The organism is Amycolatopsis sp. DSM 110486, from assembly GCF_019468465.1.
In the GTDB taxonomy this organism is placed as follows: domain Bacteria; phylum Actinomycetota; class Actinomycetes; order Mycobacteriales; family Pseudonocardiaceae; genus Amycolatopsis.
The window spans coordinates 2849071-2863713 of sequence record NZ_CP080519.1 but is presented as its reverse complement, the minus strand read 5'-3'; the positions used below and the strand labels follow the sequence as shown (position 1 = coordinate 2863713).

16 protein-coding genes and 1 riboswitch are annotated in these 14643 nt (G+C 71.3%); of the genes, 7 read left to right on the top strand and 9 right to left on the bottom strand.

What is annotated here, in order from left to right; all coding sequences use genetic code 11:
• Positions 1 to 536: 536 nt before the first annotated feature.
• The 5 genes from K1T34_RS13990 to K1T34_RS13970 all read right to left on the bottom strand — a co-directional run bounded on the left by K1T34_RS13990 (position 537) and on the right by K1T34_RS13970 (position 4093).
• A complete protein-coding gene (locus K1T34_RS13990) occupies positions 537 to 1421 on the bottom strand; it encodes a hypothetical protein (protein ID WP_220244693.1) in 885 nt (294 codons plus the stop codon).
• Positions 1418 to 1894: a hypothetical protein gene (locus tag K1T34_RS13985; protein ID WP_220244692.1), complete on the bottom strand. Its 477-nt coding sequence runs from the start codon at positions 1892 to 1894 to the stop codon at positions 1418 to 1420. Before K1T34_RS13985 ends, K1T34_RS13990 begins: the two co-directional genes overlap by 4 nt.
• 93 nt (positions 1895 to 1987) lie before the next feature.
• Positions 1988 to 2434, bottom strand: a complete 447-nt coding sequence (locus tag K1T34_RS13980) for a LapA family protein (protein ID WP_220244691.1) — start codon at positions 2432 to 2434, stop codon at positions 1988 to 1990.
• Between the two features lie 5 nt (positions 2435 to 2439).
• Positions 2440 to 3180, bottom strand: a complete 741-nt coding sequence (locus tag K1T34_RS13975; RefSeq protein WP_255638502.1) for an OmpA family protein — start codon at positions 3178 to 3180, stop codon at positions 2440 to 2442.
• A gap of 85 nt (positions 3181 to 3265) precedes the next feature.
• Positions 3266 to 4093 (bottom strand): SGNH/GDSL hydrolase family protein, encoded by an 828-nt coding sequence (locus K1T34_RS13970; RefSeq protein ID WP_220244690.1) that lies wholly within the window; start codon positions 4091 to 4093, stop codon positions 3266 to 3268.
• A gap of 276 nt (positions 4094 to 4369) precedes the next feature.
• Between K1T34_RS13970 and K1T34_RS13965 the strand changes: the two genes are divergently transcribed.
• Positions 4370 to 5038, top strand: a complete 669-nt coding sequence (locus tag K1T34_RS13965; RefSeq protein ID WP_220244689.1) for a DUF3159 domain-containing protein — start codon at positions 4370 to 4372, stop codon at positions 5036 to 5038.
• Between the two features lie 107 nt (positions 5039 to 5145).
• Here the strand turns inward: K1T34_RS13965 and K1T34_RS13960 are convergent, their stop codons facing one another.
• Both K1T34_RS13960 and K1T34_RS13955 read right to left on the bottom strand, forming a co-directional pair.
• Complete coding sequence (locus tag K1T34_RS13960) at positions 5146 to 6147, bottom strand: N-acetylglucosamine kinase (protein WP_220244688.1); 1002 nt, start codon at positions 6145 to 6147, stop codon at positions 5146 to 5148.
• Positions 6144 to 7187, bottom strand: coding sequence for an SIS domain-containing protein (locus K1T34_RS13955; protein ID WP_220244687.1), 1044 nt, complete (start codon positions 7185 to 7187; stop codon positions 6144 to 6146). The genes K1T34_RS13960 and K1T34_RS13955 overlap by 4 nt, the downstream gene beginning before the upstream one ends.
• 164 nt (positions 7188 to 7351) lie before the next feature.
• Here K1T34_RS13955 and K1T34_RS13950 point away from each other — a divergent pair, with 164 nt between their 5' ends.
• Entirely contained in the window at positions 7352 to 8107 is a 756-nt protein-coding gene (locus K1T34_RS13950) for a GntR family transcriptional regulator (protein ID WP_220244686.1), read from the top strand.
• A 194-nt stretch (positions 8108 to 8301) separates the two neighbouring features.
• The gene (locus K1T34_RS13945; protein ID WP_370643823.1) at positions 8302 to 9774 is read left to right on the top strand and encodes an MFS transporter; all 1473 of its coding nucleotides are present in this window, start codon (positions 8302 to 8304) and stop codon (positions 9772 to 9774) included.
• A gap of 3 nt (positions 9775 to 9777) precedes the next feature.
• Here K1T34_RS13945 and K1T34_RS13940 read toward each other — a convergent pair whose 3' ends face one another.
• Positions 9778 to 10722 carry a threonine/serine dehydratase gene (locus K1T34_RS13940; RefSeq protein WP_220244685.1) on the bottom strand — a complete coding sequence of 315 codons (945 nt, stop codon included), beginning with the start codon at positions 10720 to 10722 and terminating at the stop codon, positions 9778 to 9780.
• A 155-nt stretch (positions 10723 to 10877) separates the two neighbouring features.
• Between K1T34_RS13940 and K1T34_RS13935 the strand changes: the two genes are divergently transcribed.
• Complete coding sequence (locus K1T34_RS13935) at positions 10878 to 11681, top strand: hypothetical protein (protein ID WP_220244684.1); 804 nt, start codon at positions 10878 to 10880, stop codon at positions 11679 to 11681.
• On the opposite strand, the gene thiE is transcribed toward K1T34_RS13935, so the two are convergent.
• Entirely contained in the window at positions 11678 to 12343 is a 666-nt protein-coding gene (gene thiE / locus K1T34_RS13930; RefSeq protein WP_220244683.1) for a thiamine phosphate synthase, read from the bottom strand. The genes K1T34_RS13935 and thiE overlap by 4 nt on opposite strands.
• A gap of 30 nt (positions 12344 to 12373) precedes the next feature.
• A riboswitch (TPP riboswitch) is annotated at positions 12374 to 12479 on the top strand.
• On the opposite strand from thiE, the gene thiO reads away from it, so the two are divergent.
• The 3 genes from thiO (at position 12473) to K1T34_RS13915 (ending at position 14507) form a co-directional block, all read left to right on the top strand.
• Entirely contained in the window at positions 12473 to 13549 is a 1077-nt protein-coding gene (gene thiO, locus K1T34_RS13925; protein ID WP_220244682.1) for a glycine oxidase ThiO, read from the top strand. Its footprint overlaps the riboswitch before it by 7 nt.
• A complete protein-coding gene (thiS, locus tag K1T34_RS13920) occupies positions 13549 to 13749 on the top strand; it encodes a sulfur carrier protein ThiS (protein WP_220244681.1) in 201 nt (66 codons plus the stop codon). Before thiO ends, thiS begins: the two co-directional genes overlap by 1 nt.
• A 2-nt stretch (positions 13750 to 13751) precedes the next feature.
• The gene (locus tag K1T34_RS13915) at positions 13752 to 14507 is read left to right on the top strand and encodes a thiazole synthase (protein WP_220244680.1); all 756 of its coding nucleotides are present in this window, start codon (positions 13752 to 13754) and stop codon (positions 14505 to 14507) included.
• Positions 14508 to 14643: the final 136 nt, after the last annotated feature.

Genomic DNA, 14643 nt, shown 5'->3' with positions numbered 1-14643 from the left:
TCCGAGGAGCCGCCGCGGTGGGCGGAGGCGGCGGGTTCGGCTCGCCACGCGCCGGAATCCGAAGGTCCACGACGGCGGGCACCATCGCCGGAAGATCCGGATCCGCCACCGTGTGAAGCGGCAGTGCGGGAATCCGCAGATCCCCTGTCCCGCCGTGAAGAATCCGCAGAATCATGACCCTCGGCGGCGCCACGCGAACCGTCCCGGGCCCGGTCTTCGGAACCGGTGCCAGGCGGCGCGGAAGCACGTCCGGAAGAGCGGCCGTGGCGCGCGGGGGCGGGCGGGTGCCGCGGGTCGGGGGAGGTCATGCGTGGGGGCCTTCCGGGTCGAAGTGCGACGACGTTAACCCACGCCGACCAGTGGAAGGCGAAATCGTTACGTAGCAGAAAACGTCATCTATTCACCTCGCCGTACACACACCGGTCATTTACTATCCTGTGCCCCAGCAAGTGACCTGGTTGGTCGAGGGAACCCACAATTGAGCATGCGCCGCGTATACCGATTATCGGCATGATTGATGAACAAACCGCGCGAAATCAGTGGTCGAACAAGCTCACTTCGGGCGTGATCTCGAGCAGTTCGTGCACCGGGCGGCCGCGGCGGCCGTCGATGGTCGTCGTCCGGACCACGCGCAGGCGGGCGGTCACCGGGCGGTCGAGGTTCTCCTTGATCTGGTCGAGCAGGTCCTCGGCGACGGCGCCCTGGATCGTGCCGCCGGACTCGCGCTCCAGATAAAAGATCCGACGCCGCGTGCGGACGCCGTCGAGGCGGCCGGAGACGGTCTCGTAGCCCACGGCCTCGCGCGACTCGCGCAGGCTGTCGCGCAGGATCCGGGCCTGCTCGGTCGTCACGCTGCGCGTCACGTGCTCGCCCGCGGTGGGCGTGAGCGCCATGCCGATGCCGGCGTGCTTGCTCACCGCGTTGACGATGTCGCTCACCGCGTTGCGCACGGTGTCGCGCTGCAGCAGCACCGCGTCGAGCGCGCCGTCGTCGGAACCGTTGGCGGGCAGGAAATCGCAGAGCTCCTTGACCGCGCGCTCGGACAGCGTCTCGATGCCGTCGTGGATCAGCGCGTCGTCGAGCGCCGGCTCCGGGAAGCCGAAGAAGATCGCGTTGCCCGCCTGGCCCTTCTGGATCAGCGGCGCCTTGTCGCGGTCGGCCTGCTGGACGAAGGTGACCTCGTTGGACGGGTTGCGGATGATGTGCCCGATCTTCGCCGTCGCGTCCTGCAGCGCGCGGCTGATGTCGGAGAACGTGTACGCGTCGATGTGCGTCTCGCCGATCACCGACACGTGCAGCAGCGGCGAGCGCGACGTGCGCTCGAACTTCGCGTTGGCCGCCATCGCCGACGCGCGCGCGAGGTCGTCGAGCCAGGTGCCGCCGGGGATCTCGTCGGCGATGCGCCGGAACTCGTTCCTCACCAGACCATCTCCGGGAACCCCTTGCCGCCTTCGGCCCACACGGTCTCCCACACGTCCTCGTCGCCGGGACGGCACAGGAACCCGTCGAGCATCCCGCCCACCGGCTGCACCTGCTCGAGGTACATCGCGGGCTGCCCGACGATGACTCCGCGCAGCGTGAGCAGGCCGTACAGTGCCGTTCGCCCCTCGTCGTCGAGCCGCTTGAGCGCGCCCCACTCGTCGGGCAGCAGCACCACGTCGAGGCCGCGCGGCGGGTGGCCCGTGCGCGTCACGAACGCGCCGCCGATCCACGCGCGGCCCGAAGAGATCACCTGACGGGCGACGCCGAGGTAGGCGTTGAGCGCGCTGAACAGGATCTCGCGATCGTTCTGGTGCGGGGCGTCGAACACGAGCCGCTCGTAGACGTCGGCGAGATCGGCCTGGTGACGGCCCGGCGGCAGCAGGTTCTGCGGCGTCCAGTGCGGGAGCGCCATCGGACCTCCTGACCTCGCGAACCTCGACGAGAGGCTCACGGCTCCCGCTCACACCATTGCTCACAGTGCGTAGCCGAACTTACCAGGTGGGTGTCAGCCACCTCGCCCAGGTCGGCGCGGCGCGGACTCGCGGGGCTCGTCGTTGTGCGGCCACTCGTCCGCGGGCTCCTCGGCGGCCGGCCAGTTCAGGTCACCCGAGAGGTGCGGTTCAGGGTCCGGCAGTCGCCCGATGCGGTGACCGGAGGGCTCGTCCGGGGCGTACGGCTCGTCCGGGTCCACCGCGGGGTAGTCGTTGTAGACCCGTTCGGGTTGCTCGTCGTAGTCGTAGGTCGGCACCGGGATGTACTGGGTCCGCTCGGCGTCGCTCGGCTCCGGGACGGCAGGCAACGAACCCGACGTCGAGCCCGCGCCCGCAGCCGAAGCGGCAGGCTCACGAGAACGCTTCGGCCGTCCCGCCCGCATGATCAGCCACATCACCAGCGCCCCCAGCAGGAACGCGATGAGCAGCCACAGCCAAATCTGCCCGAAGAGCCAGAGCATCCCCATCACCTCTCTTCGACTGTGATCTCGACGCGCCGGTCCCCACCTTCGCCCGGCGCGGCCGTGCCACTTCCCCGTACGAGCAGCCGGTTCGCCGGCACTCCGCCGGCCGTCAGCATCCGCATCACCGCTCGCGCCCGGGTCTGCGAAAGCCGGACCGCCGCCGCGCGCCCGCCCGGACCCGCGGCGACGTGCCCGGTGATGCGGTAGCGCAGGTCGTCGGGCGCGCCCTTCAGCAGCTTCGCGACGGCGCGCGCCGCCTGCGTCCCCGCCGGTGTGAGCTGCGCGGTGTTCGGCTTGAACTCGATCGGCGTGTCCGCCAGCTGCGCGTCCAGTTCCTTCTGAACCCCGGCGCGATCGGTCGGCGGCGCGGACGAAGTCGTGCTCGGCGGCGCGCTGCTGCTACTGCGCGGCGGACTCGTCGTCGAAGGCGGTGTGGGTGTCACGGACGGCGGCTTCGGGGCCGCCCCACCGGAAACCTCCGCGGACTCGACCCCTTCGACGCCCTGCACGATCCCCAGCGCACGCCCGGCCTGGTCCGCCGGGAAACCCGACAACGTCGCCTGCCGGCCCGAGAACGACACGTCGCCGCCCCGGATCCCGGCAGCGGCGAGCGCGGAGCGTGATCGTCCGGCGAGGTCGCCTTCGATCCCGTCAGCCCGCACCCACGTGACCACCCCGGCGAGCACTGCCGTGACCAGCAGCGCGACGGGGATCAGGCGGAGCCAACCGCGAGCACCGGACATAAAGGGACCATAGGCCGGTCACGGCCCGTTGGCGACCTGGTCGGGCGCGCCATTCGGGTGGCGCTCGCCCGAACTGTGCCGGTGGTCAGGACGCGGTGGCGTTGCCCTGGAAGTCGCGCACGTCGAGCTCCAGCGCGGCGGCCTCGGCCTGCACCAGCGGCGAGAGCTGCGGCCGCTTCGGTGACAGCCCGTCACCCATCGACTCGCCCTTGAGCTGGCGGCGGATCCACGGCAGCAGGTGCGCCTTGGTCCAGTTGAGGTCCGAGCGCCGCGAGGTGATCCACGTGGCCGGCTCCGCGGTCGGCGGGTACGGCTCGCGCCAGTCCTCGATCACGGGCAGGCCGAGCACCTCGGCGGTCAGCAGCGCGATGCGGCGGTGCGCGTCGGGCGTGAAGTGCAGGCGGTCGTCGCTCCAGGCGCGGCGGTCGTGCAGCGGCCCCATGGTCCAGAGGTCGACCATCGTCGCGCCGTGGCGGGCCGCGATCGCCCACAGATACGTGTTGTAGATGCCGATCTTGCCGCGCAGCACGCTCATCACCGAGAGCGCCTTGGTGTCGGGACCGTTGAAGATCACGACGGGGATGCCGGCCTCGCGCAGCTTCACCACGCCGGCCTCGAAGCGGGCCGCGATGGCGTCGACGTCCGCGCCCGGCACGATCACGTCGTTGCCGCCCGCGCACAGCGTGACCAGGTCGGGCTTGATCTCGAGCGCGATCGGCAGCTGCTCGTCCATGATCTCGTCGAGCATTTTGCCGCGCAGCGACAAGTTGGCGTACTGGAAGTCCGGCCGCCCCCCGGCGAGCATCTCGGCGAGCCGATCGGCCCAGCCCCGGAACGAGCCGTCGGGCAGCTCGTCGTTGAGGCCTTCGGTGAAGCTGTCACCGATGGCCACGTAGCTGTCGATTCCGTACACGCTGGGATCCCCTTCCCCGGACTGACCGCGCCTACCCCGCGTTAAGTTGTACACCACAACTAACAATCGGACGTCCCCGTACCTTCCCGGCTGCCACCCCTGATTCAGCCGGAAGGCACAGTCTCTTACCTTCTCGTCTCCTCGCGCGCCCGTATTACGCGAATTTCACCTCGATCCGGGGTGATGAACCGCTCAGTCGAGCACTGAACGGACACGCTGTGTGGCGAAGGTCTCCCGCTTCGGGCCTGCCACCCCGGTATCCGGCAGGCTGGGGATGTGACGGACGAGACGACGCCTGCGCGCGAGTCGCTCGCGCAGATCCTCGGTGGCCGCCGTGGGGCGATCGACGCCAGCATCCCGCCGGTGGCCTTCGTGGTCGGCTGGCTGGCCACCGGGCAGTCGATCTCGTGGGGCGCGATCGTCGCCATCGGGGTCGCGGTGGCCCTCGGCGCCTACCGGCTGATCCGCGGCGACAAGGCGCGCGCCGTCGTCGTGAGCCTCGCGGCCGTGGTGATCGCCGCGCTCATCGCGTTGCACACCGGCCGCGCGGAGGACTTTTTCCTGCTGCAGCTGCTCTCCAACGCCGCGAGCGCCCTGCTCTTCGCCGCCAGCATCGTGGTGCGCTGGCCGCTGCTGGGTGTGATCGTGGGGCTCCTGATCGGACAGAAGACGCGCTGGCGCCGTGACCCCGCACTACTGCGCGCGTATTCGTGGGCGAGCTGGGTGTGGGTGCTGCAGTACTTGATCCGCGTGGTGGTCTACGGCCTGCTGTGGTGGGCCGGGGAGGTGGTGGCTCTCGGCATCGCGCGCACCGCGCTCTCGTGGCCACTGGTCGCGGCGACCGTGGCAGTGAGCGGCTGGGTTCTGTACAAGGCGTTGCCGGCCGGGCACCCGGGCCTGCGGCTCACGCCGGAACCGGGTCCGGAAGACGGACCCAGGACATAAGGCGGCCCCCGGCGAGGGGGGAGGGTCCGGGGGCCGATGCCTACGGTACCCGGACCGGAGGGGTTGAGTCGACGGTTTGGACACTTCGAACCAGGTTTTGGTCGTATTCACCTTGCCGAAGGCCGCACCGCGGTCTCTCCCCAGGCGTCGACGGCGGCCAGCCACGCGGCGCCGAGCACTCCGTCGGAGCTGGTCAGCACGTCGAGCCCGGCCAGCCCGGCCTTCACGAGCGGTCCCACCGGACCGGTTCCTGTAAGGACGCTGCCGACGAGCACCACGGGAGTTTTCTCGCCCGGGTCGCGCGTGGCGAGGGCCGTGGCGACCAGAAGATCGGCTGCCCTGGCCACGATTTCCGTTGCGGAGGCTTCTCCGGCGGCCGCCGCGGCGCTCACGAGGGGCGCGAACCGAGCGAGCCGGACGGGCGCTTCGGCGTTGACCTTCATGATGAGCGCACGCACCGTGGCCAACCGATTCGCTTCCGTGACAAGCGAATTAGGGAAATCGTGATTGTCTGAAGTGGCCACGTCGTCCCGGGAGTCCACAGGAGACGGTCCGAACGCCTCGGCGAGCACGGCGCCCGGCAGCCCGGTGAGCTCCGCCCCGCGGCCGAGCGCCTCCAAAGTGGATCGCACCGCCTCTCGCCCGAGCCAGAACGCCGAGCCCTCGTCGCCGAGCAGCCAGCCGTAGCCGCCCGCGGTGGCGGTCATCCGCCGTCCGCGGATGCGGCCGGCGATCGAGCCGGTACCCGCCACGAGCACGGTGCCGTCGGGGGCCGACGTCGCCGACGCGTACGCGACTTCGGCGTCGGCCACCGTCCGAACCGCACCGTCCAAACCGATCCGTGCCCACGCCCCGGCGAACACCGCCGCGACGGCGGGGTCGGACAGCTTGCTCACCCCGGCCAGTCCGACCACGGCGGCGCGCACGTCCGTGCGCCCGCCCAGCGCCCGCTCGATCGCCGAGGCGATGCGCGCGGCCGCCTCCGCAGGCGGGTGCGAGTTGGGGTTGGCACCGCCGGCCGTCGCCGAGCCGAGCACGGCGCCGGCGGCGTCGACCGCGATCGCTCGCGTCGACGTGCCACCGGCGTCCACGCCCACGACGAGACTCACCGGGTCTTGGTCACCTTCAGCAGCCCACGCGGGCTGTCCGGGTCACCGCCGCGCGCGAGCGAAAGCCCGAGCGCGATCCGCTGGATCGGCAGGATCTCCAGGATCGGCGCGAGCTCCTCGGCCGTCTCCGCCACGGGGATCCGCAGTGCCGCCGGCACGTCGGCCGACGCGGATCCGACCGCCAGCACGTCGGCGCCGCGCTTGCCGACGGCCTCGAGCACCTCGCCCATCGCCTCGCCGCCGTGGCCCGCGCTCGTCACCGCGAGCACGGCGGTCTCGCCGTCGACGGCCGCGACCGGGCCGTGGAGCAGGTCCGCGCCGCTGTACGCGCGGGCGGCGAGGTAGCTCGTCTCCGCCAGCTTCAGCGAACCCTCGAGCGCCGTCGCGTACGAGTAACCGCGACCGGTGGTGAGTACACGGTCCACGAAGCGGTAGCGGTCCACCGCGCGCTGCACGCCTTCGGCCGCGCCGTCGAGCGTCTGCTGGGCGAGGTCGCCGAGCTTCTGCGCGTCGGCCGCCTTGCCGCCGCGCACGGCGTCGATGAACAGGTACAGCGCGAGCAGCGTCGCGGAGTACGTCTTGGTCGCGGCGACCGCCTTCTCCAGACCGGCGCCGATGTCCACGCCCAGCTCGGCCGCCGCGCGCAGCGGCGAGTCCGGCGTGTTCGTGACCGACACCGTGAGCGCACCCTGGCGCCGGGCCGCTTCGGTGACCTCGATGAGGTCGGGCGAGCCGCCGCTCTGGCTCACGGTGACGAAGAGCACGTCCTTCAGGTCTGGCCGTGCGCCGTAGAGCGTCGTGGTGGACGGTGACACGAGACCCGCGGGAAGCCCCAGGAGTACCTCGATCAGGTACTTGGCGTACAAAGCAGCGTGGTCACTCGAACCCCGTGCGGCGAGCAAAGCGAAACGGGGCGGCTTTTGTGAAATCTTTTCAGCTACTTCGGCTATTTCGCCCTGCCGCTCGACCAGCCCGGCCAGTACGGCAGGCTGCTCCGAGATTTCCGCGGCCATGTGCTCGCCGGGATGTTGTTGGGTCATCACTTTCCTCTCCGCCGGGACCGGAGCCCCGGGTGTGCTGAGCGGCGTGCGGTCAGGTCTAGACCAATGCTAGCCGGGCGGAGCGTTTGTGGTGAAGGGTACGTTTCTTGACGGGGAAGTGGCGCGATAGTGGCGATAGTGAGGGAAAGCTGAGGGAGCCGGTCATGTTGGAGACATCCCCCGCGAGTGAGGCGGGGACCACGGCGGGTGTGCGCGGGCAGCGCGAACCCAAGTACTGGGCGCTGAAACAGCACCTGCTGGATCTGCTCGACGCTCTGCCGCCGGGCTCGCCGATCCCGACGGAACGGGCGCTGGCGGGCGAGTTCACCGTGTCGCGCACCACCGTGCGGCAGGCGCTGGCGGACCTGACGGCCGAAGGGCGCTTGCACCGCGTTCAAGGGAAGGGCACGTTCGCGGCCGAGCCGAAGCTCGCGCAGCGGCTGCAGCTGTCCTCGTACACGGAGGACATGCGCAAGCAGGGCCTGAAGCCGTCGTCGAAACTCCTCGAAATCGAGGAGTTGCCCGTGGAGGGCGAACTCGCGAAACTGCTCGGGATCCGGCAAGGTGCGAAAATTCTTCGCCTTCGCCGCCTCCGGTTGGCGGACGCCCAGCCGATGGCGTTGGAGACGACGCACCTGCCGCTGGGCCGCTTCCGTGGGCTGCGCAAGCACATTTCGGCCGGCGGGTCGCTCTACGCAGTGCTTCGTGAGCACTACGGCGTCGAACTCGAGCGCGCGGAGGAGACGATCGAGACGTCGCTCGCCGGTCCGGAGGAAGCCGAGATGCTCGGCGCGGACGTCGGCATGCCGGTGATGATGCTGACACGGCACTCGTTCGCCACCGACGGCAAGCCGGTGGAGTTCGCGCGCTCGGTCTACCGCGGCGACCGCTACAAGTTCGTCACGACGCTGCTGCCGTGAGCGGGGCCGGCGGGCCCGCGAGCAGTCGCCGGGCCGGGCGTGGGTGGTTGCGCCCGGACCGGCGTCGCGACACCGTGTGCGCATGAGCTTCGAGCGTGCGCGGTGATCGCACGGTGACGACAACCGACAGCGGTATTCGCTGGGGCACCCCCTTGGCCCGCGGGGTGCTGTGGACGACGATCCTCGGCTCGAGCATGGCCATGCTCGACGGGACGATCGTCAATGTCGCGCTGCCCCGGATCGGCGAGGAGCTCGGCGCCACCGTCGCCGGCCTGCAGTGGATCCTCGACGGCTACATGCTGGCGCTCGCCGCGTTGATCCTCGTCGCGGGCTCCCTCGGCGACCGCTACGGCCGGCGCCGCATGTACCTGATCGGCGTGGTCTGGTTCGGCATCGCCTCGGCGCTGTGCGCGATCGCCACCTCGACCACGGAACTGGTGATCTTCCGGATCATCCAGGGCATCGGCGGCGCGCTGCTCACCCCCGGCTCACTCGCGATCCTGCAGTCGTCGTTCAGACACAACGACCGGGCGCGCGCGATCGGCGCGTGGTCCGGACTGGGTGGTCTGGCCGCCGCGGTCGGACCGCTGCTCGGCGGCGTGCTGGTGCAGGTCTGGTCCTGGCGGCTGGCGTTCCTGATCAACCTGCCGCTGGCCATCGTCGTGGTGCTGATGGCGCTCAAGTTCGTGCCCGAGTCGCGCGACGAGACGGCCACCGGCCACCCGGACTTCACCGCCGCCGCGACAGGCGCGATCGGGCTCGCGGGGATAACCGGAGCGCTGGTCGAAGCGCCTGGCCGCGGCATCGGTGACCCGATCGTGCTGATCGCGCTGGTCGCCGGCATCGCCGGGCTGGGCGTGTTCCTCTGGCTGCAGCACCACTCCCGCGAACCGCTCGTGCCGCCCAGCCTCTTCCGCGACCGGACGTTCACGCTGTCCAACGCGCTCACGTTCGTGGTCTACGCCGCCCTCGGCGCCGTGATGATGCTGCTGGTCCTGCAGCTGCAGGTCTCCCTGAACTACCCGCCGACGCTCGCGGGCCTTGCCGGGCTGCCGATCACGATCATCATGCTGCTGCTCTCGGGCCGCTCGGGCGCGCTGGCCCAGCGCATCGGCCCGCGCCTGCAGCTGGTGGTCGGACCCATCGTGATCGGCATCGGCATGCTGCTGCTGATCCGCGTCGGACCGGGGTCCTCGTACCTCGGTTCGGTCTTCCCCGCGGTGGTCGTGTTCGGCCTCGGACTGGCGTGCACGGTGGCGCCGGTGACCGCGACGGTGCTCGCCGCAGCCCCCGACCGCTTCGCCGGTGTCGCGTCCGGAGTGAACAACGCGATCGCCCGAACGGGTGGTCTTCTTGCGGTCGCGGTGCTCCCCGCGGCGGCCGGACTCACCGGTTCGGCCTACCGCGACCCCGTCGCGCTGACGGCCGGCTGGCGCATGGCACTGCTCATCTGCGCCGTCCTGGCGATCGCAGGAGGCCTCATCGCGTTGGGGATTCACAACGGCGTGCTCGGTTCGCCGGACGATTCCGGAGACGCCTCCGGTGGCGCGGCCGGGCCCGAGGCCAAGCGGACCGTGGACGACGAGTCGCCTCACCTCGGCGAGTGCTTCTCGTGCGGGGTGGACGGACCGCCGACCCACGTCCGCCCGGGCCCGGCGCGCGACTGACGCCTACGCGAGCAGTTCGGCCAGCAGTTCCGGGTCGACGTTGCCGCCGGAGATCACCGACACCGTCTTGCCGCCCGGCAGCTCGCCGGCGTGGTGCAGGAACGCGGCGGTGGCCGTCGCCCCGCTGGGCTCGGCCACGATCCGGGCCCGCCGGGCCAGCACGCGCGTGGCGTCGCGGATCTCGTCCTCGGTCACGGTGACGATGCCGTCGAGCACGCTCTGCAAGTGCGCGAACGTCAGGTCCGACGGCTGGGCGCGCAGGCCGTCGGCGATCGTGCGGGCGCGCTGCTCCATCGGCCACTCGATGCGGCGGCCGGCGCGCAGGCTCTCGGCGGTGTCGCCGGCCAGCTCGGGCTCGACGGCGATGACCTTCGCTCCGGGGCACAGCGCCTTGATCGCCGTGCCGACACCCGAGGCGAGCCCGCCGCCGCTCACCGGCACGAGCACGGTGTCGACGTCCGGCAGGTCGGTGGCGATTTCCAGGCCCGCGGTGCCCTGCCCGGCGATCACGTCGAGGTGGTCGAACGGCGGGATGTAAGTGAGCCCGCGCTCCTTCGCCAGCGCCGACGCGACCGGCTCCTGCTCGGCGATCGGCACCTCGATCACCTCGGCGCCCCAGCTCCGGGTGGCCTCGACCTTGAGCCGCGGCGCCACGTCCGGCACCACGATCACGGCGGGGATGCCGAAGGCGTTCGCGGAGTAGGCGACCGCCTGCGCGTGGTTACCGCTGGAGTACGAGACGACGCCGCGTGCGCGCTGCGCGTCGTCGAGTGAGGCGATCGCGTTGTACGCGCCGCGGATCTTGAACGCGCCGATCTGTTGCAGGCTCTCGGGTTTGAGCCACAGCTCGCCTTCGGCCCAGTGCTGGCGCAGCAGCGGAGTGCGCACGGCGTGGTCGGCTACCCGCTTCGCCGCGGCCTCGATTTCGGAGATCGTCACCAATCGCATGTGGTGAGTATGTCAGGAAAGTGTGAGCCATAGTCTATCCACTGTGGACGGTCAACGTGTCCTCGCTCACGGATGGGCAACGCGGGGAGTTCCTCGCGCGACTTACTCGTTGAACACCACAGGGGAAATCGCGCGGGTACTAGTAGATCGGGATCATGAGTCAGCAGCGGGAAAAGACATCGGAGCAGGGCGAGAAGAAGAGCTTCCGCCCGGCACAGGTGGTGGCGACGGCACTGGCCGCCGTCACGGCCGCGTTGCTGGGTTCGACGCTGGGCGTGGCGGGGACCGTCGTGGGGGCCGGGGTGGCGAGCGTGATCACCACGGTCGGCGCCGAGCTGTACCTGCGTTCGCTGCAGCGCACTCGCGAGGCCGCGCTGAGGGCGCGCGCGGTGCTCGTGACGGCGGGGCAGCGCAGGGGCAGCAGGCCGGGCCTCTCGCCGGTCGACGACCCGGCGCAGATGCCGACCGTGCTGATGCCGCTCGACCCGTCGGAGATGCCGACGGTGCGGATCTCGAAGCTCACGGGGCCGGATCAGACGCAGCCGGACGAGCCTTCGGAATCGTTCGCCGACAAGCTGAGGAAGCTGCGCTGGCCGCTGATCATCGGCACGAGCGTGGTCGCGACGGCCATCGCGATCGCCGTGGCGGTGGGGGCGGAGCTGGCCTTGCACGGCGAGGTGGGATCCGGCGTCTTCAACCACGGGAACCCGGGCACGAGCCAGCAGCAGAAGCAGGACGACAACCCGCCCGCGACCTCGGAGAACAACGCGCCGCCCAGCGAGACCGAGTCGAACACGCCGCCGCCCTCGTCCTCGTCGTCGAGCACGTCCACGAGCGAATCGCCGACGTCGCAGAGCTCGGTGAGTGACACGCCGCCGCCGTCGAGCACGGGTGGGGCGTCGACCACGCCGAGCGCGCCGCAGACGAAGGGTGCGCCGTCGGGGACGCCGTCGCCCTAAGCGAGCTGGGACTTCAGCGTTTCCGCGGCCGCCTTCGGGTCCTCGGCGTCGATGATGGCGCGGACCACCACGATCCGCGACGCCCCGGCGGCCAGCACCTCCGGCAGCCGCTCGGTGTCGATGCCGCCGATCGCGAACCACGGCCGGTCGGTACCGGTTTTCGCGGTGGCCCGGACCAGGTCCAGGCCGGGTGCGTGCCGGCCGGGCTTGGTCGGCGTCGGCCAGCACGGGCCGGTGCAGAAGTAGTCCACGCCGTCCTCGGCGGCGGCCGCCGTGGCCTGCTCGATCGAGTGGGTGGAGCGGCCGATCACCACGTCGTCGCCAAGGACGCGGCGCGCGAGCGGCACGGGGATGTCGTCCTGACCCAGGTGCAGCACGTCGGCGCCCACGGCGAGGGCGACGTCGGCGCGGTCGTTGACCGACAGCAGCGCACCGTGGCGCGCGCACGCTTCGGCGAGCACCTCGAGCGCCGCGATCTCCTGCGCGGCCTCGAGCGGGGCGCCGTTCGTCTTGTCCCGCAGCTGCACGATGTCGACGCCGCCGGCCAGCGCCGCGTCGATGAACTCGGCGAGGTCGCCGCGCGACGAGCGGGCGTCGGTGCACAAGTACAGCCGCGAATCGGCCAGGCGGGTGCGGATCTGTGATCCGGTCAGGGCGGGCATGGCGGGGACGTTACCCGCGCGCTACGGTGGGGTGGTCCGCACGGGAGCCCGAGGCACGGGCTGAGAGGGAGCTGCCGCTCCGACCGTGGAACCTGATCCGGGTCATGCCGGCGCAGGGAGCGTGATTCCATGAGTGAGACCCTCACCATCGTCGGCGGTGGTGTCATCGGCCTGTCCGCGGCTTGGCGCGCGGCGGCCCGCGGCCATCGCGTCACGGTGGTCGACCCGGCCCCCGCGCGCGGTGCGTCCTGGCTGGCGGGCGGCATGCTCGCGCCGGTCACGGAGGCGTGGCCGGGCGAGGAGCACGTGCTCAGCCTTGGCGAGGAGTCGCTGCGGCGCTGGCCCGCGTTCGCGCGGGACCTCGCGGCGGAGGGCACGGACCCCGGGCTGGCTTCGCACGGCACGATCGTGGTCGCGTTCGACAGCGCCGACGCCGGGCACCTCGACATCCTCGCGGAGTACCTGGCCTCGCTGGGCCGTGACGTCGAGCGGCTCACCGGGCGGGCGGCGCGGCGGCTCGCGCCGGGCCTGGGCGCGGTGCGTAGCGGGCTGCACGTGCCGGGTGACCTGGCTGTCGACAACCGGAAGCTGCTGACGGCGCTGCTCTCCGCGTGCGCGAAGCGGGGTGTCGAGTTCTCGGCGTCGCGGGTGACTTCGCTCGACGATGTGACCGGTCCCGTTGTGCTGGCTGCCGGCGCGTGGACAGGCAAGCTGCACCCGCTGCTGGCCGACGCCGTGCGGCCGCTCAAAGGCGAGATCCTGCGACTGCGGCCGCGTCGGGGCTGCCTGCCGCCCCCGCCGTACACGGTGCGCGCGATGGTCGAGGGCCGGCCGATCTACCTCGTGCCGCGCGCTGACGGCGAGCTGGTGCTCGGCGCGACGCAGTACGAAGCGGGCTTCGACGAGACCGTGACCGCGCGTGGCGTGCGGGAGCTGCTGGAAGGCGGCGAACGGATCCTGCCGGGCATCATGGAGTACGAGCTCGTCGAGACCGCGGCCGGGCTGCGCGCGGGAAGCCGCGACGCGCTGCCGTACATCGGCGAGCTCGGCGAAGGCGTGTACGCGGCGACGGGGCACCACCGCAACGGTCTGCTGATGGCCCCTGTGACCGCAGACGCCGTGGTCGCGTGGCTGGCCGGCGAGGCCCCACCGGACGAGATCGGGGCGGCCGCGCCCGCCCGTTTGCTGCAGAAGGAGCGAGTCTGATGGAGATCAAGGTCAACGGGAGCTGGCGCGAGTTCCCCGACGGCGCCACCGTGTCCGAGGTGCTCGACGCACTCGACGTGGCCCGCCAGGGCGTTGCCGTCGCGGTGAACGGCGAGGTCGTGCGCCGGGGCGAGTGGGAGGCGTCGGTGGTGCCGAAGGGCGCGAACATCGACGTGCTGACCGCGGTGCAGGGAGGCTGACGATGGACGACGCTCTGGTCATCGGCGAACACAAGCTGTCGTCGAGGCTGATCATCGGGACCGGTGGTGCCGGGAACCTGTCGGTGCTGGAACGCGCGCTGGTCGCGTCGGGCACCGAGCTGACGACGGTCGCCATGCGCAAAGCCGACGCCGACGGCGGCACCGGTGTGCTCGGCCTCGTGCGGCGCCTCGGGATCAAGCTGCTGCCCAACACCGCCGGCTGCCGCACCGCCGCGGAGGCCGTGCTGACCGCCCAGCTGGCCCGCGAGGCCCTCGACACGGACCTCATCAAGCTCGAGGTCCACGCCGACGACCGCACCCTGCTGCCCGACCCGTTCGAAACCCTGGACGCCGCGGAGCAACTGGCGGCCGACGGCTTCACCGTGCTCGCGTACACCAACGACGACCCCGTGCTCGCACTTCGGCTCGAGGAGGCGGGCTGCGCCGCCGTGATGCCCCTGGGCGCCCCGATCGGCACAGGCCTCGGCATCCGCAACCCGCACAACATCGAGCTCATCGTCGCGCGCGCCATGGTCCCCGTCATCCTCGACGCGGGCATCGGCACCGCTTCCGATGCCTGCCTCGCCATGGAACTCGGCTGCGACGCGGTACTGCTGTCCACCGCCGTGACGCGCGCCAAGGACCCGGAACGCATGGCCGCGGCGATGCGCGCGGGCGTCGAGGCGGGCCGCCTGGCGCGCGACGCGGGCCGGGTACCGCAGCGCTTCTGGGCGCACGCGTCGAGCCCGCCCCGCTGACGTGTGCGGCTGGTTTCGCCCTGGCGGGGTAAACGCGGGTAAGCCGCCTGGTGCAAGTGGGCCGCGTTTGCCGACCCGGTTGGTGATTTCGTCCGCGCTTAACGCCGAACGTGCACCGTCAGGCCTTATGGTGGAC